The sequence below is a fragment of the Bartonella sp. SL320 genome (assembly GCF_059687635.1).
Map to the genome: position 1 here is coordinate 1,342,758 of NZ_CM185143.1, position 22,449 is coordinate 1,365,206.

At 38.7% G+C, this 22,449-nt stretch carries 18 protein-coding genes and 1 pseudogene; 3 read left to right on the forward strand and 16 right to left on the reverse strand.

What is annotated here, in order from left to right:
* Nucleotides 1-369: 369 nt before the first annotated feature.
* From AC6ER8_RS05580 to AC6ER8_RS05615, 8 genes are all read right to left on the reverse strand, one after another.
* Entirely contained in the window at nucleotides 370-648 is a 279-nt protein-coding gene (locus AC6ER8_RS05580) for an HU family DNA-binding protein (protein ID WP_012231443.1), read from the reverse strand.
* A gap of 232 nt (nucleotides 649-880) precedes the next feature.
* A complete protein-coding gene (lon, locus tag AC6ER8_RS05585; protein WP_497077747.1) occupies nucleotides 881-3,307 on the reverse strand; it encodes an endopeptidase La in 2,427 nt (808 codons plus the stop codon).
* A 183-nt stretch (nucleotides 3,308-3,490) separates the two neighbouring features.
* On the reverse strand, nucleotides 3,491-4,765 hold the full coding sequence (clpX, locus tag AC6ER8_RS05590; protein ID WP_497077748.1) for an ATP-dependent Clp protease ATP-binding subunit ClpX: 1,275 nt from the start codon (nucleotides 4,763-4,765) through the stop codon (nucleotides 3,491-3,493).
* A gap of 180 nt (nucleotides 4,766-4,945) precedes the next feature.
* Nucleotides 4,946-5,578 (reverse strand): ATP-dependent Clp endopeptidase proteolytic subunit ClpP, encoded by a 633-nt coding sequence (clpP, locus tag AC6ER8_RS05595; protein ID WP_212112123.1) that lies wholly within the window; start codon nucleotides 5,576-5,578, stop codon nucleotides 4,946-4,948.
* Nucleotides 5,579-5,729: 151 nt separating this feature from the next.
* Complete coding sequence (locus tag AC6ER8_RS05600) at nucleotides 5,730-6,536, reverse strand: glycosyltransferase family 32 protein (RefSeq protein WP_497077749.1); 807 nt, start codon at nucleotides 6,534-6,536, stop codon at nucleotides 5,730-5,732.
* Between the two features lie 10 nt (nucleotides 6,537-6,546).
* Nucleotides 6,547-7,923, reverse strand: coding sequence for a Trk system potassium transporter TrkA (gene trkA / locus AC6ER8_RS05605; RefSeq protein WP_497077750.1), 1,377 nt, complete (start codon nucleotides 7,921-7,923; stop codon nucleotides 6,547-6,549).
* Nucleotides 7,924-7,927: 4 nt separating this feature from the next.
* On the reverse strand, nucleotides 7,928-9,286 hold the full coding sequence (gene ntrX, locus AC6ER8_RS05610; RefSeq protein ID WP_497077751.1) for a nitrogen assimilation response regulator NtrX: 1,359 nt from the start codon (nucleotides 9,284-9,286) through the stop codon (nucleotides 7,928-7,930).
* A 1-nt stretch (nucleotide 9,287) separates the two neighbouring features.
* Nucleotides 9,288-11,552, reverse strand: a complete 2,265-nt coding sequence (locus AC6ER8_RS05615; RefSeq protein WP_497079627.1) for a sensor histidine kinase NtrY-like — start codon at nucleotides 11,550-11,552, stop codon at nucleotides 9,288-9,290.
* A gap of 174 nt (nucleotides 11,553-11,726) precedes the next feature.
* Between AC6ER8_RS05615 and rirA the strand changes: the two genes are divergently transcribed.
* From rirA to AC6ER8_RS05630, 3 genes are read left to right on the forward strand one after another with little or no spacing between them, the layout of a single operon-like run.
* Nucleotides 11,727-12,170, forward strand: coding sequence for an iron-responsive transcriptional regulator RirA (gene rirA / locus AC6ER8_RS05620; protein WP_497077752.1), 444 nt, complete (start codon nucleotides 11,727-11,729; stop codon nucleotides 12,168-12,170).
* Nucleotides 12,171-12,196: 26 nt separating this feature from the next.
* A complete protein-coding gene (locus AC6ER8_RS05625; protein WP_497079629.1) occupies nucleotides 12,197-13,387 on the forward strand; it encodes a bifunctional 2-C-methyl-D-erythritol 4-phosphate cytidylyltransferase/2-C-methyl-D-erythritol 2,4-cyclodiphosphate synthase in 1,191 nt (396 codons plus the stop codon).
* Nucleotides 13,384-13,872 carry a CinA family protein gene (locus tag AC6ER8_RS05630; protein ID WP_497077753.1) on the forward strand — a complete coding sequence of 163 codons (489 nt, stop codon included), beginning with the start codon at nucleotides 13,384-13,386 and terminating at the stop codon, nucleotides 13,870-13,872. Before AC6ER8_RS05625 ends, AC6ER8_RS05630 begins: the two co-directional genes overlap by 4 nt.
* A 523-nt stretch (nucleotides 13,873-14,395) precedes the next feature.
* Here AC6ER8_RS05630 and AC6ER8_RS05635 read toward each other — a convergent pair.
* From AC6ER8_RS05635 to AC6ER8_RS05670, 8 genes and pseudogenes are all read right to left on the reverse strand, one after another.
* Nucleotides 14,396-14,857, reverse strand: a complete 462-nt coding sequence (locus tag AC6ER8_RS05635; RefSeq protein WP_497079631.1) for a type II toxin-antitoxin system RatA family toxin — start codon at nucleotides 14,855-14,857, stop codon at nucleotides 14,396-14,398.
* A gap of 2 nt (nucleotides 14,858-14,859) precedes the next feature.
* Nucleotides 14,860-15,822: a lipoyl synthase gene (lipA, locus tag AC6ER8_RS05640; protein WP_497077754.1), complete on the reverse strand. Its 963-nt coding sequence runs from the start codon at nucleotides 15,820-15,822 to the stop codon at nucleotides 14,860-14,862.
* Nucleotides 15,823-15,890: 68 nt separating this feature from the next.
* Nucleotides 15,891-17,351, reverse strand: coding sequence for a dihydrolipoyl dehydrogenase (gene lpdA, locus AC6ER8_RS05645; RefSeq protein ID WP_497077755.1), 1,461 nt, complete (start codon nucleotides 17,349-17,351; stop codon nucleotides 15,891-15,893).
* A gap of 236 nt (nucleotides 17,352-17,587) precedes the next feature.
* On the reverse strand, nucleotides 17,588-18,940 hold the full coding sequence (locus AC6ER8_RS05650) for a pyruvate dehydrogenase complex dihydrolipoamide acetyltransferase (protein ID WP_497077756.1): 1,353 nt from the start codon (nucleotides 18,938-18,940) through the stop codon (nucleotides 17,588-17,590).
* 14 nt (nucleotides 18,941-18,954) lie between these two features.
* The gene (locus AC6ER8_RS05655) at nucleotides 18,955-20,319 is read right to left on the reverse strand and encodes a pyruvate dehydrogenase complex E1 component subunit beta (RefSeq protein WP_497077757.1); all 1,365 of its coding nucleotides are present in this window, start codon (nucleotides 20,317-20,319) and stop codon (nucleotides 18,955-18,957) included.
* A gap of 16 nt (nucleotides 20,320-20,335) precedes the next feature.
* The gene (gene pdhA / locus AC6ER8_RS05660; RefSeq protein WP_497077758.1) at nucleotides 20,336-21,376 is read right to left on the reverse strand and encodes a pyruvate dehydrogenase (acetyl-transferring) E1 component subunit alpha; all 1,041 of its coding nucleotides are present in this window, start codon (nucleotides 21,374-21,376) and stop codon (nucleotides 20,336-20,338) included.
* A gap of 130 nt (nucleotides 21,377-21,506) precedes the next feature.
* Nucleotides 21,507-21,824 carry an FtsB family cell division protein gene (locus AC6ER8_RS05665; protein WP_497077759.1) on the reverse strand — a complete coding sequence of 106 codons (318 nt, stop codon included), beginning with the start codon at nucleotides 21,822-21,824 and terminating at the stop codon, nucleotides 21,507-21,509.
* Nucleotides 21,825-22,005: 181 nt separating this feature from the next.
* Nucleotides 22,006-22,443, reverse strand: a pseudogene (locus tag AC6ER8_RS05670) (TM2 domain-containing protein).
* Nucleotides 22,444-22,449: the final 6 nt, after the last annotated feature.

Below are 22,449 nucleotides of genomic sequence, written 5' to 3' on the forward strand. Positions count from 1 at the left end.
TGTAAAAATTGTAATTCATAATAGTTTTATAGATTTCACAGAGTTTTTTACCTTATACTCTTTATGAGTGTTATTTGGAAATAAATACCGTAGCACTTCCACATCATAAAAGTGAACATCATATTTATGAGCTATACAATACCCTATTATTAAAATAGAGTATTTATTGAAATAATCTTGAGACAATACATTTGAAAACCACGGTATTTTAGACAATATTTGAAATGATTTTCAAAAATATTAGAAATTCATGAAATGAGAAAAGTACCGTACAAATCTAAAAAATTTTTGTATGAAAAACGCATACGATGCATATATGTTAAAAAAACCCGATTATAAATAAATCGGGTTTTTTTAATATTGTTTAAATTATTTTTTATTAACTGCTTCTTTAAGGCTTTTTCCTGCAGAAAATTTAGGTACAGAACGTGCTGGAATATCGATCTCAGCACCCGTTGAAGGATTACGCCCCTTTGTCGCAGCACGATGAGAAACTTCAAAAGAGCCAAAACCTGGAAGACGAACATCGCCCCCTGAAGCCAACGCTTCTGTTACAGACGCCATAAAAGCATCAACAACAGCCCCTGCTTGCGCTTTTGAAACACCTGCCTTTTCAGCAACGGAGCTAACCAATTCACTTTTATTCATGAGATATTTCCTTTCCCTATATTACCTGGCAACATGACCTAATCATGTTATTGGTCAGTTTATTGAAAAGTACAGCAAACAGAAGTCTTATTTTTATCCAAAACATTGTTTTTTTAGCAATAATCACAGTTATTCACGGAATTTTTTATTTTTTTTTGATAAAAAACAAAATAATAACTATGAAATCACCTTCAGTCGCTTAAAAAATGCCGTTATAAAGAGATTAAGTGAATCAGTGTGCAATCTGTATTCCTTCACCATCGCTGTTCTCTGACCGGATGGGAACAGCCACTGTAGAAGGCTCCTTCCATTCAATAGTGTCGGGGAAACGAACTAAAGCGTGTTTCAAAACTTCACTCACATGATTTACTGGAATAATTTCCATATTATTTTTGACATCATCAGGAATATCGACCAAATCTTTTGCATTTTCTTCAGGAATGAGTACTTTTTTTATTCCTCCTCGAAGCGCAGCTAAGAGTTTTTCTTTTAATCCACCAATGGGTAAAACACGCCCACGTAAAGTAATTTCACCAGTCATAGCGATATCTTTATGCACAGCTATCCCTGTAAGGACCGAAACAATCGCGGTTACCATTGCAATTCCAGCAGATGGACCATCTTTTGGTGTTGCTCCCTCTGGGACATGAACATGGATATCGCGTTTTTCAAAAAGTGGAGGTTCAATACCAAAATCAACAGCACGAGAACGGACATAAGATGCAGCCGCAGAAATAGACTCTTTCATAATATCACGCAAATTCCCAGTGACAGTCATCTTTCCTTTTCCGGGCATCATAACGCCTTCAATGGTCAATAACTCTCCACCAACCTCTGTCCACGCAAGGCCTGTTACAACACCAATATGATTTTCTCCTTCAATCTGATTATAGTGGTAACGTTTAACTCCTAGGAAATCATTAATATTATTTTCGGTAACTTTTACAGATTTTTGATGTGTTTTTAGAATTTTTGTAACAGATTTACGAGCAACTTTCATGAGTTCACGCTCAAGATTACGAACACCTGCTTCGCGTGTGTAAAACTGAATAATTGACCTTACTGCTTCATCAGAAATACTGAGCTCTTTTTTAGACAAACAGTGCTCTTTTAGGGCCTTCGGTAAAAGATGCTGCTTAACAATTTCCATTTTCTCACATTCAGTATAACCAGCAATACGAATAATTTCCATTCGATCCATTAACGGACCTGGAATATTAAGCGTATTGGCAGTTGTGATAAACATGACATCAGAAAGATCATATTCAACTTCCAAATAGTGGTCGGTGAATGTACCATTTTGTTCAGGATCAAGAACTTCTAATAAAGCAGAAGAAGGATCTCCACGAAAATCTTGTCCCATTTTATCAATCTCATCAAGCAAGAAAAGCGGATTAGATTTTTTTGCTTTTTTCATAGACTGGATAATTTTTCCAGGCATCGAACCAATATATGTTCGGCGATGTCCACGAATTTCTGCTTCGTCCCGTACACCTCCCAACGAGATACGAACATATTCACGTCCCGTCGCCTTTGCAATAGAGCGCGCTAATGATGTTTTTCCCACACCAGGAGGACCTAACAAACAAATAATGGGACCTTTTATCTTCGACGCGCGACTTTGTACAGCCAAATACTCAATAATTCTCTCTTTAACTTTTTCAAGACCGAAATGTTCATTATTCATGACCTTTTCAGCAAAATCTAAATTGTTTTTAATCTTAGATTTTTTACCCCAAGGCATTGCTAATAACCAATCAAGATAATTACGGACCACTGTCGCTTCTGCAGACATAGGAGACATATTCCGTAATTTTCTCAGCTCTGCCACAGCTTTTTCCTGTGCTTCCTTGGAAAGTTTTGTATTCTTAATACGGTCTTCTAGTTCAGAAAGCTCATCGCGGCTATCATCACCTGCTCCTAACTCTTTTTGAATAGCCTTCATCTGCTCATTGAGATAATATTCCCGTTGGTTTTTTTCCATTTGCCGTTTAACGTGCGAACGGATCCGCTTTTCAACCTGCAAAACAGAAATTTCTCCTTCCATGAAAGACAGGACACGCTCAAGACGATCCCGTACAGGTAAAAGCTCTAATATCTCCTGTTTTTCTGCAAGTTTAATCATCAAATGAGAGGCAATCGTATCAGCAAGCTTAGAAGGATTATCAATCTGGCCAATCGCATTGACAACTTCAGGAGAGATTTTTTTATTAAGCTTTACATAATTTTCAAAATAAGAAATTACCGACCTTGAAAGAGCTTCAATCTCAACATCACCCTCTCTAGGTTCTTCTGTAACAGTTGCAAAAGCCTGATGATAGCCTTCACTTAAAGCAAACTGACTAATTTTTGCACGTGCTGTTCCCTCAACCAAAACCTTTACAGTGCCATCAGGAAGCTTTAAAAGTTGAAGAATATTTGCAAATGTACCAATATGATAAATATCCTCTGCTTTTGGATCATCATCAGAGGCATTTTTTTGTGTCACCAAGAGTATCTGCTTATCAACCGCCATCGTTTCTTCAAGAGCACGAATAGATTTTTCGCGACCCACAAAAAGTGGAACAATCATATGGGGGAAGACAACAATATCACGAAGAGGTAAAACAGCATAAACCCCATCTCTTAACTCATCTGTCTTTTCATCAATATATTGCATAACTCTCCTTTCTGGAGCCTATGAGCTATCTACAACAACAAGCCCACTCTTAGAAAATCTCAGCTCTTCACAATACATGAAGTGGTAATTATGAACACATAAATCAAGCACTATAACGATATTATTAGAAATACTCACTCAATACTGTTCATAACCACTTCCTATATTGTACACCACACACTGTCATGCCGATACATTTTCCTTATCTTCTGTACGTTCTGAATAAATATAAAGAGGACGTGCTTTCCCATCAACGACATCACTCGAAATAACCACTTTTTGAACGCCTTCAAGAGCTGGCAACTCAAACATCGTCTCAAGCAAGATCTTTTCCATAATCGAACGTAAACCACGGGCACCAGTTTTACGTTCAATAGCTTTCTTCGCAATAACACGTAAAGCATCTTCATGAAATGTTAACTCAACATTTTCCATTTCAAAAAGGCGCTGATATTGTTTTACTAAGGCATTTTTAGGTTGTGATAAAATTTGCACAAGAGCGTTAACGTCTAAATCCTCTAAAGTAGCAACAATAGGAAGACGCCCAATAAATTCTGGTATTAAACCAAATTTTATAAGATCTTCAGGCTCTAAATCACGAAAGATTTCACCAACGCAACGCTCGTCAGGGGCCTTAACGGTCGCAGAAAAACCAATAGAAGTTTTTTCACCACGCCCTGAAATAATTCGCTCTAAACCTGCAAAGGCTCCTCCACAAATGAATAAGATGTTTGTCGTGTCAACTTGAAGAAACTCTTGTTGCGGATGTTTACGTCCACCTTGAGGAGGAACAGAAGCAATCGTTCCTTCCATAATTTTTAATAACGCTTGCTGAACACCTTCCCCCGAAACATCTCTTGTAATAGAAGGATTGTCAGCTTTACGAGAAATCTTATCGACCTCATCAATATAAACAATACCACGCTGCGCACGTTCAACATTATAATCCGCCGCTTGAAGAAGCTTTAAAATAATATTTTCAACATCTTCACCCACATAGCCCGCTTCAGTCAAAGTGGTCGCATCCGCCATTGTAAAAGGAACATCAATAATACGTGCTAATGTCTGCGCAAGATAAGTTTTACCGCAACCTGTTGGACCAACAAGAAGAATATTTGATTTCGCTAACTCAATATCATTGCTTTTGGACTGATGCGCTAACCGTTTATAATGATTATGGACTGCAACAGAAAGAACACGCTTTGCATGCTGCTGACCAATAACATAATCATCAAGAACAGTTATAATTTCCTGCGGAGTAGGAACGCCATCACGCACCTTAACCCCAGAAGACTTATTTTCTTCCCGAATAATATCCATGCAAAGCTCTACACACTCATCACAGATAAATACAGTAGGACCTGCAATAAGCTTACGCACCTCATGCTGACTCTTGCCGCAGAACGAGCAATAGAGAGTGTTCTTTGATTCGTTCCCGCTATTGCTAATTTTGCTCATTTTTCTTTCCTTTCACCACGATATATGAATACTTCGCCTTTTCAAAGGAAGCTGTTCATCATGAAAACTAAAAGACATATAGAAAATCATAAATGTCTCAATATTTTTTAGGTGTCTCTTTTAATTTTGCGATACTATAAAATTCTTTATTTAAAGTAGCTATTTTTTCTATAAAAATCCTTAATCTTTTTCTTCTTTTTCAGTCTCAGCACGATAATGTATAACATCATCAACTAAGCCAAATGCTTTAGCTTCTTCTGCTGTCATAAAATGATCGCGATCGAGCGTTCTCTCAATAACCTCATAATCTTGACCTGTATGTTGAACATAAATTTCATTTAAACGCCGTTTCATCTTTATAATATCTTGTGCATGTCGCTCAATATCTGACGCTTGACCTTGAAAACCACCAGATGGTTGATGCACCATAATACGCGCATTTGGTAAAGTAAAACGGTGCCCTTTTGCTCCAGCTGTTAACAATAACGATCCCATAGATGCTGCCTGCCCCATGCAAAGCGTAGAAACAGGAGGGCGAATAAACTGCATCGTATCATAAATTGCCATACCAGATGTCACGACTCCCCCTGGAGAATTAATATAAAGACTAATTTCTTTTTTGGGATTTTCCGCTTCCAAGAAAAGCAATTGAGCACAAACAAGCATTGCCATACCATCTTCAACAGGACCATTAATAAAAATAATCCGCTCCTTTAAAAGACGGGAAAAAATATCATAGGCCCGCTCACCACGATTGGTTTGTTCAATAACCATAGGAACAAGGCTTAAGGCTGTTTTCATTGGATCACTCATATTTTCACTTTCCTTGTCATATAACAATCGCTCTTTATACATTCAATATTTTTATCCATAGGCTAACATTACTCTCTTGTGTAAGCGACAATCAAGAGCTGTTTAAGATAGATTAAAATCCCAATGGTTAAAATAGCTATAATAACTCTACTTAAAACAAATCATGAACTTCAGGAATGCGAGAAACTGCCCAATGGTAAAAACTTCCTTCCTGAGGCTTTTGTGTGGTCTTTATCTTTTTGTGAATATGAAATCCTATCATGCGTGAATCTGTAAGCGGTTTTACACCAAAAGTTGGTTCAAAAATGTATTCAGTTTTTCGCCCAGTCCAATAATAAAAAGTTTCCTTTTCTTTTGATTCATGAAAAAAACCATACCGTTTTGCTAAGCGTGAAATACCATCATTGCCAAATATCGTAACGCCAAGATTTCTCGGTAAGACTGGTATTTTTTTTCTCTTTAACCAGAATGGTCTCCAAACACGGCGCTTAAAACCAAGCCAATGAGGAACAATTTCTGTGCTTGCCCAATAATCTTCAAACACTTTTATGATAGGGTTGTCTGGAGGAAAATAAAGGGCAGAAACGCCTACTCTTACATTATTTTCTCTTGCTAACCAAACCTTATTCGCATCTGGATGAAATTGTTTAACGAGATAAACATCTGTATCTAACCAAACACCTTGTTGATATTTCATCAGCATAACACGAAAAAAATCCGAGAACTGAACAATTGTACATCCTGGTTTATCCTCAGAAAAATGGGGATCAAGGCGATAAATTGCTGAACGCGGTAAAATTGATTCGGCTTCATGCAACTCAACACCAGCAGGGAGATTGCCTATTTCCTTATCATAACTAAAAAGCTTAACGCGCTGTCCAGTTTTAACCATTGAAGACAAACAAAGTCTATCCACTAATCTTAACTGCCCACTATACCAAAAAGTACAAATATCCATCAATAATCTATCAAAAATATTCCAAACTTACGCGAAAAAGTTGTTCAACCTCTCGAACTCTATCAGCAAGGGCAAAAATTACTATTCTATCACCAGACAAAATACGCGTCTCTGCTGAAAGTTGTATTATTGTTTTATTACGATAAATTGCCCCAATTCTCAAACCATCTGATAAATTAAGCTCTGATAATGACTTACCAACCAATGAAGAGGTTTGCATCACTTCAGCTTCAATAATTTCTGCCCGACCATTAAAAACTGAATGAACACAACGAATACGCCCACGGCGCATTTGTTGTAAAATTCTCGATATTGTAACACTATGGGGATTAAGATAGGCATCCACACCAACGGTACGGCTAAATTCTTGGTAAGCAACATTATTAATCAACACCATATTAGCTTTACAACCCAATCTTTTAGCAATAATAGCGCTTAAGAGATTAACCTGATCCTGATTGGTTAATGTAATCATTAAATCAGCCTGATCAATTCCTGCATCTTGAAGAATAACCGGATCTAAGACATTCCCATATAAAACAGTTGTTTTTTCAAGCTGATCAGCGATTGTGAGGGCTCTTTCTCTCTGCGACTCTATAATCTTCAATTTTAATTTATGAAGACGCTTTTCAATAGCCTGTGCTACATAAAGACCAATATGTCCTCCCCCTGCAATAATCATACGGTGGGCATCTTGTTCTTTATGACCAAAAAGCCCAACAGCACGACGCATCTGTTCACGAGCAACAACAAGATAGGTTATATCACCAACACGTAATTGTGTTTCTGAATGTGCAACTAACAATTCTGAACCACGTTTAATGGCAGTAACCGTTGTATGAAGATCTGGAAAAAGCTCTGTTAATTGACGCAAAGGGGTATTAATAACAGGACAATCTTCCATACATTCTAAAGCTAGCGCAACAATATCATCATTACAAAAATAAAGAACATCTATTGCACCAGGCAGAGCAATACGACGTAAAACCATTTCCCCAACTTCAACTTCTGGCGAAATGACCACATCAATGGGAATATTCTCTCTGGAAAAAAGTGTCTTATAGCGTGGCTCTAAATAAGATTGTGAGCGAATACGAGCAATTTTTGTGGGAACATTAAATAATGAATGAGCGACCTGGCACGCGACCATATTCACTTCATCAAACAAAGTAACAGCAATCAGCATATCAGCTTTGTCCGCATCGGCAGCCAAAAGAACTTCAGGCCGTGAACCATGACCAACAAAACCTCTTACATCCAATGTGTCGCGAATTTTTTCAATTAATCTGGTTTCAATATCAATAACAGTCACATCGTGATTTTCAGCAGCAAGACGCTCTGCTATCCCATAACCAACCTGTCCTGCACCGCAAATAATAATACGCATAACCTTAAGAAACTCCAAGCGCTTTAAGTTTACGGTGCAAGGCTGAACGTTCCATGCCTATAAATTCAGCAGTGCGAGATATATTTCCACCCAAACGCCCAATTTGCGCGACTAAATATTTCTTTTCAAACAATTCTCGTGCTTCACGCAACGGTAAATCCATGATACTTTCATCTGAATCCATTTGAAAACGTGGCAAAGAATCACTCACTTCACTGGGGAGAAAGTCCGCTGTTATAGGACCATCACCATCCCGCACAAGAATGAGAAGACGCTCAATATTGTTGCGTAATTGCCGTACATTACCCGGCCAAGCATGCGTTTGCAATATAGCGATCACATCATCACTGATTTCACGCGGCTTAATTCCAACCTGCTGCGATATTGTTTTTACAAAATGATGGACCAGTTCTGGAATATCTTCACGACGGGCTGAAAGGGGAGGAACAGCAATAGGAACAACGGAAAGGCGGTGGAAAAGATCTTCTCTAAAGCGCCCGTCAGAAATAAGATTTTCAAGATTTTGCGCTGTTGAAGAAATAATACGAACATCCACCTTAACACGTTTTGTACCGCCAACTCTCTCAAATGCCTGTCCCGTTAACACGCGAAGAATCTTACCCTGAGTCTCACGCGGCATATCAGCAATTTCATCAAGATAGAGTATTCCACCATGGGCTTCCTCTAAGGCACCGATCTTGCGCTCTCTTCCCTCCATTTCGCTCCCAAACAACTCTATTTCCATTCTTTCCGGCGTAATCGTTGCTGCATTTATTGTAACAAAGGGCCCATCTGAACGTGTTGAGAGCGCATGTATCGTTCGTGCAACAGTCTCTTTTCCCGCCCCTGAAGGACCTGTTATCATGATGCGACTATTGGTTGGTGCTACTTTTTCTATAATTTGGCGCAAATTTTTAATAACCGTTGATTTTCCGAGCAACTCCAATGTCTCGTTCGAGCGTTTTCGCAATTCTAAAAGCTCACGTTTCAAATTTGAGTTTTCAAGTGTTCGCTCAGCAACCAATACAAGTCTGTCTGCTTTAAAAGGTTTTTCAATAAAATCATAGGCCCCTCGCTTTATAGCAGAAACAGCAGTCTCAATATTCCCATGACCAGAAATCATAACAACCGGAAGAGCCGGATATTGCGTTTTAATTTCATCAAGTAGTGCAAGACCATCGAGGCGGCTTCCCTGTAACCAAATATCTAAGAAAATGAGTTTTGGAATACGCTCACTAATTTGAGCCAATGCTTCATCAGAATTACAAGCAACACGCGTTTCATAACCTTCATCATCTAAAATACCAGCAACAAGCTCACGAATATCCGCTTCATCATCAACAATCAAGATATCTGATACCATACTATTCCCCTATCTTATGATTTATAGCTTGTATAATACGACCCTGCTTTTCTCCCTGCGCCGGAAACATTAAACGGATCATCGCACCACGACCTTCATAAAAACTCTCTGGTGCATCATGAAGCTCCATAGAACCACCGTGATCTTCTATAACTTTGCGTACAATGGCCAGCCCGAGTCCTGTTCCTTTCTCCCGCGTTGTTATATAGGGTTCTAATAGCTTTTGTCTTTGCTCTTTAGGAAGTCCTTTCCCGTTATCAACAACATCCACAATCACCCATTCTTCTTGACGATAAGAACGGATAAGAATATGACCGCGAATATTTTCCTCTCGCATAACAGAATCTATGGATTCGCTGGCATTTTTGATAACGTTGCAAAAAGCCTGTACAATAAGGCGATTATCAAATGCCCCCATAAGGGGATGACTTCCTAAGTCTTGCTCAAAATGAATATCATGTCGCGTTACTTCTATCAAGAAACATGCTTCACGCAACAATTCACGTATATCTAAAACATGCATTTGTGGTTTGGGCATACGTGCAAAAGAAGAAAACTCATCAACCATACGCCCAATATCGCCAACCTGTCGAATAATTGTGTCAATACACCGTTCAAAAACCTCTCTATCTTGTGTAATAACTTTGTTATAACGTTTACGAATACGTTCAGCCGATAACTGAATAGGTGTGAGGGGATTTTTTATTTCGTGTGCAATACGCCGTGCAATATCGGCCCACGCTGCTGTACGTTGTGCTGCAACAAGATCTGTAATATCATCAATGGTTAGAACCCAAGATTGCCCCTGTCCATCATCCTCTTCCATCGTAACTTGAACATTACAGACACGCTCTTTTCCTGCAACGTTTAAAGTGACCTGCTCATGATGATTTTTACGCCCCAATGAACGTGCAAATTGAAAAACCTGCCAGATTTCAGCACTCAAAGATAAAAGGCTTTGTCCAACAACCTGTTCAAAACGAATATCAAACATCGTTTCAATAGACCTATTAATAATTGTAATATCACCATTATCATCAATACCGGCTACTCCCGCAGTTACGCCCGATAACACAGCTTCAGAAAAACGCCGTCTTTCATCAATTTGATCACGCACTGCAATCAGTTCATTGCGCCGACTTTTTAATTCACTGACCATATAATTAAAAGTTTTAGATAATTGCCCAATATCTCCATCTTTTGCTCGTACTGGTACAAAAATTTCCATATTTCCAGAAGCAACATCATCAGCAGCACTAATCAGAAGACGAATAGGACGAACTAAGCGATCAGCGACAGCAATCGCAGCCCAAATAGCGGATAAGAACAAACTAAAAAAAAGACATAAATAAAGCATACCAAATGCAATTTGCGTCAGCAGGCGGTTTTCATTTAAATCGCGATAACGATCTGTATTGACTTCTGTCAAACGCAAAGCCGATAAAACGCCTTTATCAACATCACGCACCAAATATAAAAATGTGTTTGGAATATTGGTGAATTTTAAAATAATACCAAAATAATCGTGAACACCTGGCTGAAAAGAAAAAGGCCTCGCACTGGTTGCACGTTCAATAAGATGAGAAGGAGGGATTGGTAGTTTATCCTCATCACCAAGAGCACTCGATATAAAAATAGTTCCGCGAGAACTTAACAAAAATGCACCACGCAAATTGCGCCCTAGAGCATGACGCGTCAATTGCATCCTATATTCAGCTGGATTACGTTCTAAAAGTTTTTTGTTATCAAGTGCAAACGCCATAGCATAGGATAAATTTTTTAAATTTTGAAGCATTTCATCTGCATAAGCATTTGCTAAATCAATAGAAGACCCCACAATTTGCCGCGTTGTTGTATCAAACCATCGATCAAGCCCTAAATTGAGTGCAGGCCCTGACACAAGAGCGACAGCAACAGCTGGCATCGTTGCAACAAGTGCAAACAATGAAATAAGACGCACATGAAGGCGTGATCCTGCACGTCTTGAACGCCAAGCACGAATAATAGGAATCATCTCATAAAAAACGATGACAACAAGCCCTAAAACCCAAAAACTATTAATCCCTATAAGAATAAGGGTGACCGTTCTACTGGGGACAACAGGGGTTAACCCAATAAGGATAATAAATGAAGCAGAGGCTGTAAGTAAAGCCAAGACAATAATAGCAACCCCTAAAAAGATATATACCTTATTTAAACGATATAACTCATCGTTATAAGTATTTTTATCCATGTCTTGAAGTTTCGTCACAGACGTTGCATCCATCATGAGCTTACAGATCCTTATCCCATTATTCTCATATAACCTTTTGTGACAGAAATTGACAATAGTAATACTCCATTTAAAATAGAGCAAATATAGTCAATGGAAAAGAACTTCTCCATTTTACAAAATCTTTAAAATAAACCGCGTTCGACAATACTTTACAAAGGAAATGAGATGCGATTAACAAAACAGACAAATTATGCTCTTCGAATGCTCATGTATTGTGCAGATAATCAGGGAACTCTCAGTCGTGTTCCAGAAATTGCTAAAACATATGCTGTTTCAGAACTTTTTTTATTCAAAATCCTTCAGCCGCTTGTTCAAGCAGGTTTTATACAAACAGTGCGCGGACGCAATGGTGGTGTTAAATTGGCTAAACCCGCAGCAGAAATTTCAGTTGCTGATGTTGTGAAAGTTACAGAAGATAACTTTTCCCTCGCAGAATGTTTCGATACTGCAGAACCGACTTGCCCATTGATTGATTTTTGTGGTTTAAATACCGCACTTCAAAAAGCATTAAATGCTTTTTTTGAGGTGTTATCCGTGATATCTCTTGCTGATTTACAACGATCGTCTTTTCAAAATCATTTTAAAATTAACGATAAAAGAGTAAACTAAGATTATTAAGACAAGGAGATTTTAATATTTCTATTGCAGCAATAATATTAGCCGCTGGACGTGGTGAAAGAGTAGGATCTCCCCATAAAATTCCCAAACAATATCGGCTTCTAGGACAAAAGCCGGTTATTTATCATACTGTTCATTGTTTTTTGCAGCATCCAGCTATCACAACGATTATTCTTGTTATTCATCCAGAAGATCGTCAAATCTGTGAACAGGCACTCGCCGAATTTAAAGAGCGCCTTATTATCGTTGAAGGAGGCAATACACGTCAAATCTCTACTTTACATGGACTTCAGGCTCTTAAAAATCTCAATCCCCAATATGTTCATATTCATGATGGCGCACGCCCCTTTATCGAAAACAAGCTCCTTGATAACATTCATAACACGATCACGCCTGAAAAAGGCGTTCTTCCCGTTCTCCCCGTCTCTGATACGCTTAAACATGTCAATCATCAGCATGTTTTAGAAACAATCCCCCGTACCCATCTTTATCGTGCACAAACGCCACAGTGTTTTCCTTTTGATCATATTTTAGCAGCCCATAAACAAGCAAAAAAACTTGGTAAAGAAGACTTTACTGATGATTGTGCAATTGCCGAATGGTTTGGGATTCCTATGCTTACTGTTCCAGGTAATCCTCATAATATAAAAATTACATGGCAAGAAGACTTTGATAGCGCCCTTTTCCACCTCCAGAAAAAAATGCAAATGTTTCCTGATATCCGTACTGGGAATGGTTATGATGTTCATTCTTTTGAAGAAGGAGATTTTCTTATATTATGTGGTATAAAAATCCCTTTTCATAAAAAATTAAATGGACACTCCGATGCGGATGTTGCTCTTCATGCATTAACAGATGCCCTTCTTGCAACCCAAGGTGCAGGAGATATTGGTACACATTTTCCTCCCTCTGATCCTCAATGGAAAAATGTATCATCAGAAATTTTTCTACGCCATGCTCTTGATATTATTATACAAGCGGGGGGGCGTATCGCGAATGTGGATATCACAATTATCGCTGAAAACCCTAAAATTGGCCCCTATCGTCACGCTATGACAGAAAACCTTATGACAATACTTGCAATAACACCTGATCGTATCTCTATCAAAGCAACAACAAATGAAAAACTCGGATTTATTGGTCGTAGCGAGGGCATTGCGGCTTTGGCAACAGCGAGTGTTCTTTATCCAGGAGAAATTCCCAAATGACATGTTTTTGTGAAAAACAAGCGCGTGAAGTTCTTAATACCTGTCGCCAAAAAGGTTTGCTGTTAACAACTGTCGAGTCTTGTACAGGAGGACTCATTGCTGCAAACCTCACGAATATTGCAGGATCATCCGATGTGCTCGATTGTGGATTTGTTGTTTATTCAAATGAATCCAAAACGCGCCTTGTTGGTGTATGCGCTAAACTTATAAAAACCTACGGTGCCGTTTCAAAAGAAGTTGCTCTTGCAATGGCCGAGGGTGGATTAAAACATTCACAAGCTGACATTGCAGTTTCTGTAACAGGAATTGCTGGTCCAGGAGGTGCAAGTCTGAACAAACCTATCGGACTTGTGCATTTTGCGGTCGCTTACAAAAATCACTCCCCCCTGCACCAAGAAATGCATTTTGGTGATCTTGATCGAAAAGCTATCCGTCATGCAACTGTTGAGAATGCTTTTCAAATGATTCTGGAACTACTTCACTGAATTACCATACCAATTTCAAAACTTTCTCTTCCACATTGGAGTCATAATAACTTATTATATTACAACTTGGAAATAAAAGCCCCGAATATCATAAAGTTATCGCCGATCCTTTTTTATGTTGAGTTAATCAAATTTATTCACTTGCAGACCACAAATGAAAAAAACTGTGTGAAATACTTATAACATGCCAGTAAGTGGTTTTATTGTTCCAATATAAAAACAGACCTAGAACGAGAGAAACCTACGGTATTAAGAGTTTCAGTTCAATATGAATAACACTATATTATCATTATAAAAAAATATATTATCTAATAATATTGTGATGTTCTGTTTAAAAGATATGCCCCTAAAAAAGAAAGAAACAAAAGTATGAAGCTATGAATCGTCTTCACTATTTAAAATGATATTTCTTGATATGCTTTCGAAAGCTAAAAACCTTCAATTAAAAGACATAAAGACAGAAATTTATTTTTATCTCTATACCTTTATAACAAGGTGTATTGTTAAAAAATAATGCAATAGATTATGTTACCGAAGAGCCATAAATCTGATGAGCACGTTTTTCAAAAGCATCGGTAAATTTACGAAACGCAATATCAAACATTGAGCCCATCACGTGTCCGAGTATTTTACTTTTAAATTCATAATCAATAAAAAATTCCACATTACAGGCATCGGTATTTTCAATATCATGAAAGGCCCAACGATTTTCAAGATATTTAAATGGCCCATCAATATAGTTAACCTCTATCAAACCTTTTTTCGGCTGAAGAAAAACTTGTGTTGTAAAAGTTTCCCGAATAACCTTATAGCCAACAGTCATATCGGCAAGAAGCAATGTTTTTTCTTCACATTCCTTGCGAGAGCGTATTATTAAGGCCTCACACATAGGTAAAAATTCAGGATAACGCTCGATATCTGATACAAGATCAAACATCTCACGAGCACTATGAGCAACTTGCCGATGTGTTGAAAAAGTTGGCATCATTATCTCTGTAAAGCAAATTTTTCATCACGCGCTTTTTGCAAAATGGCAAAATCATCTCCTGCATGATGAGATGAACGAGTCAAAGGATTAGAAGCCATATGTAAAAATCCTTTTGCTTTACCAATTTTAGCAAAAGATTCAAACTCTTCAGGAGGTACAAAACGAATAACTGGATGATGTTTTCGCGTAGGTTGCAAATATTGTCCAATGGTCATAAAATCCACATCTGCAGCACGTAAATCATCCATCAATTGCAGAATTTCATTTCTCTCTTCTCCAAGGCCAACCATAATTCCCGATTTTGTAAAAATTGTTGGATCAAGCTCTTTAACACGTTGTAACAAACGAATTGAATGAAAATAACGTGCTCCTGGACGAACCTTCAAATATTTAGAAGGAACTGTTTCTAAATTATGGTTAAAAACGTCAGGCTTAGCAGCAACAACAATTTCTAAAGCACCATCCTTATGACGAAAATCAGGGGTAAGAACTTCAATTGTCGTTTTAGGTGCTTCTCGACGAATCGCATAAATAACTTTTGCAAAATGCTCAGCGCCCCCATCAGCAAGATCATCGCGATCAACCGATGTGATGACGACATGCTTTAATTCCATCCGAGCAACAGCATCAGCTACACGTTCTGGCTCATTATCATCAACGGCAAGCGGAATACCTGTTGCAACGTTACAAAAAGCACACGCACGTGTACATATCTCACCTAAAATCATAAAGCTGGCATGCCGCTGGCTCCAACATTCGCCAATATTAGGACAACCTGCTTCTTCACAGACAGTTACTAACTTATGGGTGCGAACAATGCTATGCGTTTCCTTATAGATCGGTGATGTTGGTGCTTTTACACGAATCCAATCTGGCTTTTTCTGAACGCTTGTATCTGGACGATGGGCCTTTTCAGGATGACGCAAACGTCTATTCGTAACTCTATCAACAACCGTAACCATTTAAGCCTTTGCCTTATAAATACGAAGGATTCATGAAAAATATAAGATTTTTCACACAAAGCTAATCATCAAGCATTTAAAACTTGATCATAAGCATCCAATACACTTTCTTTCATCATTTCCGATAAGGTCGGATGTGGAAAGACAGTATGCATTAATTCTTCTTCTGTAGTTTCAAGATTCATGGCAATAACAAACCCCTGAATCAATTCTGTTACCTCAGCCCCTACCATATGAGCTCCAAGAAGCTGTCCTGTCTTTTTATCAAAAATTGTTTTGACTAATCCCTGATCTTCACCCAAAGCAATCGCTTTGCCATTGGCTGAAAAGGAATAACGACCAATACGTATATCATAACCTGCTTCTTTTGCTGCCGCTTCTGAAAACCCTACAGAAGCAACTTGCGGTGTGCAATAAGTACATCCTGGAATTTTTTTCTTATCAAGCGGATGAACATTTTTTAAACCAGCAAGACGTTCAATACATATCACGCCTTCTTCTTCTGCTTTATGCGCTAACATAGGAGGGCCTGCCACATCACCGATAGCATAAATACCCGCAACTCCTGTCCAACTCCATTCATCAGTTACAATGCACCCACGATCGGTTTTTATACCCAACGCCTCTAACCCAAGATTCTCAATATTACCTTGCACCCCAACAGCAGAAATTAATCGGTCAACAGTCATGGTCTGTGTTTTGCCTTGAACATCAATATGTACAGTCACAGAATTGAGAGCTTTTTCAACTTTTGTTACTTTTGCTTGGCAAAGAATGCGTAAACCTTTTTTCTCTAACTGTTTACGAGCAAATGTTGAAATTTCAATATCTTCAGCCGGCATGATATGAGGCATCATTTCAACAACAGTGACCTCAGCGCCCATATCCCGATAAAAGGAAGCAAATTCAATGCCAATAGCTCCAGATCCTATAACCAAAAGCGATTTTGGCATTGCTGGTGGTATCATCGCTTCAAAATAAGTCCAAATGAGCTTTCCATCTGGTTCAATATTAGGAAGAACACGAGGGCGTGCTCCTGTTGCAATAATGATGTGCTTTGCTTGATAAGTCCCCGCCCCTAATGTTCCTTTAGGGACTGGATTTTGCGGTTGCATAATTGGCTTGGACGATGACGAAACCATAATTTCCGCAGGCTGGCTTCCTTTCGCTTCCTTCGTAAGCTTTGCTTCACCCCAGATAATATCAATTTTGTTTTTTTTCATTAAAAAACCAACCCCCGCATTTAAACGTGCTGAAACGCCGCGTGAACGTGCCACAACGTCTTTGATGTTTGCTTCAATTGAACCATTAATTTTTAGTCCATAATCTTTCGCATGTTCGGCAAAATGTTTCATTTCCGCGGAACGTAAAAGGGCTTTTGTTGGAATACATCCCCAATTTAAACAAATCCCCCCTAAATGTTCACGCTCAACAATTGCTGTCTTAAAGCCACATTGTGCTGCACGAATTGCGGTTACATATCCGCCTGGACCTGACCCAATCACAATTACATCATAAAGACTTGCCACAGTAATTCCTCCATGGATATATATAAAATGGCTATGTACTTTTTAAACTTAAGACTAAAAAACAACATGACAGAATTATCTTATGTCTTTTACTCTCAGTATCATATAAATATTTTATCCAAACTAGAAACAGCAATAATATCCTAGAAACGGCCATAATATTGCTCTTCAGACTTTTTAAATTTGTTTTTACTCTCTTAACACACTCTCTGACAATTTGCGTGAAGAACTTTTGTTCAAACCAACATTGCTAGTGGGTTTTCAATTATCTTCTTAAAAGTTCGTGCGAGCTCTGCTGCTAAAGCTCCATCAACAGCGCGATGATCAGCAGAAAGAGTAACCGACATAACTGTCGCGACAGCTAATGCACCATTTTTAACAACAGCGCGTTGTTCTCCTGCACCAATGGCAAAAATCGTCGCATGCGGTGGATTAAGGATAGCAGAAAAACTTTTTACACCATACATCCCCATATTGGATACAGCTGTTGTCCCGCCTTGATATTCTTCCATTTTTAACTTGTGCTCACGCGCCCGCTTTGCAAAATCTTTCATTTCTTTTGAAATAAGCGATAACGGCTTTTCCTCTGCATGGCGAATGATCGGCGTAATTAATCCATTGGGAATAGAAACTGCAACCCCAACATCACAATGTTTATGATGAAGCATTCCACCTTCAAGCCAAGAGACATTCGCATCAGGAACCGCTTTCAAAGAAAGAGCGACAGCTTTGATCACCATATCATTAACTGAAAGCTTATAAGTAGGCTTAGCTTCTTCCTGCGTCTTAATCATTGGTGCAGCAGCATTCAATTGTGTACGCAGCGCTAATAACGCATCAAGTTCACAATCCACCGTTATATAGAAATGTGGAACTCTTTGTTTTGATTCCACCAAACGTGTAGCAATCGTTTTACGCATATTATTATGGGGAGTGAAGATATATTCGTCCTCTTTAAAGAGCTTCAATATCTGTTTATCAGAAGCACCTGCTGCGACCGCCTCTCCCATCTGTGACGCATAAGAAGCTTGAGAAAGACCACCGCTCATAGCTTTTTCTACATCGCGCTTGATAATACGCCCATGCGGACCACTTCCAGAAATAAGAGATAAATCAAGACCAGCCTGCGAGGCTAATCGCCGTGCTAAAGGAGAAGCAAAAAGACGATTTCCTTCTTTATCTTGCTGTATGAATTGCTGCACTGATGATTCATGAGACATTTTTACATCCTTTGAGTCCGCCGGCTTTAGAGAATCTGTTTGTTTTACGCTCTCTTTACCCTCTGGTTCTTGTCTTGCGACAGAAGGCGTGTCTTCTACAACTTTTGCAGCTTCAGCTAAATCTTCACCTTCTTCTGCTAAAACCACAATCAAAGCATTCACTTTAACGCCTTGTGTTCCAGCAGGAACAACAATTTTAGCAACTGTACCTTCATCAACGGCCTCGACTTCCATCGTCGCTTTATCCGTCTCAATTTCCGCAATAACATCCCCAGAAGAAACCTTATCGCCCTCCTTAATATTCCATTTTGTTAAATTTCCCTCTTCCATCGTAGGGGAAAGCGCTGGCATTGTAATTTTAATGGGCATTATGCTTTCCTCCGTTATGCTCTGTACGTCACAGCTTTAACAGCCTCAATAATTTCAGCCGTATCAGGCAAAGCCAACTTTTCAAGATTCGCTGCATAAGGCATCGGAACATCTTTGCCAGAAATCGTCGCAATTGGTGCATCAAGATAGTCAAAAGCTTGCTGCATAACACGCGTTGCTATTTCAGTTCCCACAGATGATTGAGGGAACCCCTCTTCAATCGTTACCAAACGACCTGTTTTTTTAACGGAAGAAAGAATTGTTGGAAGATCCATAGGACGAATAGTTCGTAAATCAATTAATTCAACGTCAATACCAAGCTTTTCAATTTCTGGTAATGCTTGAACAGCGTAATGCATTCCAATCCCGTATGCAACAATCGTCACATCTTGCCCAGACTTATGGATACGCGCTTTACCAATAGGCAAAACAAAATCATCAAGTTGAGGAACCTCAAATTGATGCCCGTATAAAATCTCATTTTCAAGGAAAATAATAGGATTATCATCACGAATAGCTGCTTTTAGTAAACCTTTTGCATCTGCTGCACTATAAGGCATAACAACTTTCAACCCTGGGATATGACTATACCATGCAGCATAGCATTGAGAATGTTGAGCACCAACACGAGCAGCAGCACCATTGGGACCGCGGAAAACCATAGGAACGCTCATTTGTCCACCAGACATATAACGTGTTTTTGCTGCTGAGTTAATAATTTGATCCATTGCCTGCATGGCAAAATTAAATGTCATAAACTCGACAATGGGGCGTAGTCCTCCAAAAGCAGCACCAACAGCCAGCCCAGCAAAGCCGTGTTCTGTAATTGGGGTATCAATAACTCGGCGCTCCCCGAATTCTTCCAACAAACCTTGGCTAACTTTATAGGCTCCTTGATATTGCGCGACTTCTTCCCCCATGAGAAAAACCTTTTCATCACGGCGCATTTCTTCAGCCAAAGCTTGATTAAGTGCTTCACGAACTGTCATTGTCACCATTGGTGTTCCCGCTGGAATATCAAAATCAGGAGGTGGCGCAAAAGTTGGAGACTGTGGAACTGAGGAAGGAAGAGAAGGAGAAGATGCTTCAGATTTTTGTGTTGTATTTGTAGGTTGAGAAATATCCTCAGCACGCTCACCTTCTTCTAATAAAACCGCAATAACACTATTAACCTTTACGCCTTCAGAACCTTCAGGCACAAAAATTTTACCAAGAGTGCCTTCATCAACAGCCTCTACTTCCATTGTTGCCTTATCCGTTTCAATTTCAGCAATAACATCGCCAGAGCTAACCTTATCACCTTCTTTTTTAAGCCACTTAGATAGTTTACCTTCTTCCATGGTTGGTGAAAGCGCCGGCATCAAAATATCAATAGACATACTTGCTTCCCTCGCATCAAACTAAAATATCAGTGTAGAGCTCAGAAGCATCTGGCTCTTGATCACTTTGTGCAAAATCTACCGCATCAGCAACAATTGCACGAATCTCTTTCTCAATAGACTTCAAGTCGTCTTCACTCGCCCAATTTTGTTTAAGAATCCGACTTTTTACTTGATCAATCGGATCGTGTTCCTCTTTTATTTTTTGGACTTCTTCTTTAGAGCGATATTTTGCTGGATCAGACATGGAATGACCACGATAACGATAGGTTTGCATATCAAGAATGATCGGCCCTTTACCTGAACGAGCCCAAGAAATTGCTTCATCAGCAGCCCCTTTTACGGAGCGAACATCCATACCATCAACAACAATACCTGGAATCTCAAAAGAAAGACCACGACGGGAAAAATCAGTTTCTGCAGACGCCCGTGAAACGGATGTTCCCATAGCATACTGATTGTTTTCAATAATATAAACAACGGGTAGCTTCCAAAGTGAAGCCATATTAAAACTTTCGTAAACCTGCCCCTGATTGGCAGCACCATCACCAAAATAAACCAATGTCACATTATCTTTACCAAGATATTGATTCGAAAATGCCAAACCTGAACCTATGGGAACTTGCGCACCAACAATACCATGTCCACCATAAAAGTTCTTTTCTTTAGAGAACATATGCATCGAGCCCCCTTTCCCTTTGGAAAAGCCCCCTTGACGTCCTGTTAATTCTGCCATAACACCACGCGGGCTCATCCCAACAGCTAGCATATGGCCATGATCACGATAAGACGTAATAACCTGATCACCTTCTTTAGCTGCCTTTAAAGTGCCTATAACAACAGCTTCCTGCCCAATATAAAGATGACAAAATCCCCCAATAAGCCCCATCCCATAAAGTTGTCCTGCTTTTTCTTCAAAACGGCGAATTAAGAGCATTTCACGATAAACATCAATTTCTTCCTCTTTTGTAAAATCTACTATTGATGCTTTCTTTGTGGTGCTTGATAATGCAGTGTGCGCTACCGACGCAGAATTTTTTTTAAGTCTTTCTGCCATATTAAACTCCCTTTTATGATTATTTAGGAATACCCTTTACGAACAAAAGTTACAAGCCTTATCAATCAGCTTAAACAATATCATTGCTGATTGTCGTTCAAATTAAGCGACCTTTCATTCATTTTTTCTATCATTTACAAGGCGTTAAGATTGTTAATTCATTTGGCTTAGAAACGTTTAAATTCTTTCGAATATACTCATCCAACATATCCTTTTCGATATGTCCATTGCGTAAAAGAGAAATGCGTTTTTCAATAAATTCCCGCTCAGCTTCTATTTTATGAAGCTCCTTTTCCAATTCGCTAATCTGTTGATTAACTTCACTGCGTGAATACAATCCATACTCACCATGATAAATATGGTAACTGAAATAGCTTAAAACACCTACCGTCATAAGAGGTAGTACAAAACGCACTTTGATTGATCGACGTTTTTGCTTTGTCCACATAAAATAGCACAGTCTCTACAGCATAAGTTTTTTAAATATTCTGCCTAACTATGCACGATTTTAATTAACGCCTCATTACTCAATCTACAGGACAAACAATTTGTTATCACCAGTTTACCCCCCTTAAGATACTCAAAGTAAGCTGAATGTCTCACTTTTTATCTTATAAACCGGATATTCACTAACTTGTGATCTTACACCCATCTTTGTCCTTAAAATTTCCTGTTAAAATGACTATAAAATCAATCAATACCCAAGGTAATAATTATAAAAATAATCCCTATACCCCCTAACTCCATAGTAAATGGTATAGTTATTATACTTATAAGAAGCATTACAATGCCAGTTCCAACTTTACCAACCATAAAACGATGAATCCCTAGTCCCCCTAAAAAAAATAAATGACCGCTAACGTCACTTTTGATTGTTGTGACTGACTTTCAGTCAAAATAGGGAAAATAGATTTAATAGTATCCCCTTTACACACAGAATCAACGACATCACCAACCTTTAGAGTTTTTTTCCCTAACCAATCCCAATTCGCAAATTGATAGCGCTTACCATTAGCCCCTGAAATGAAATAATCTCCTTGATTTTGAACAATAATCTTACCTTTCATCTTCAT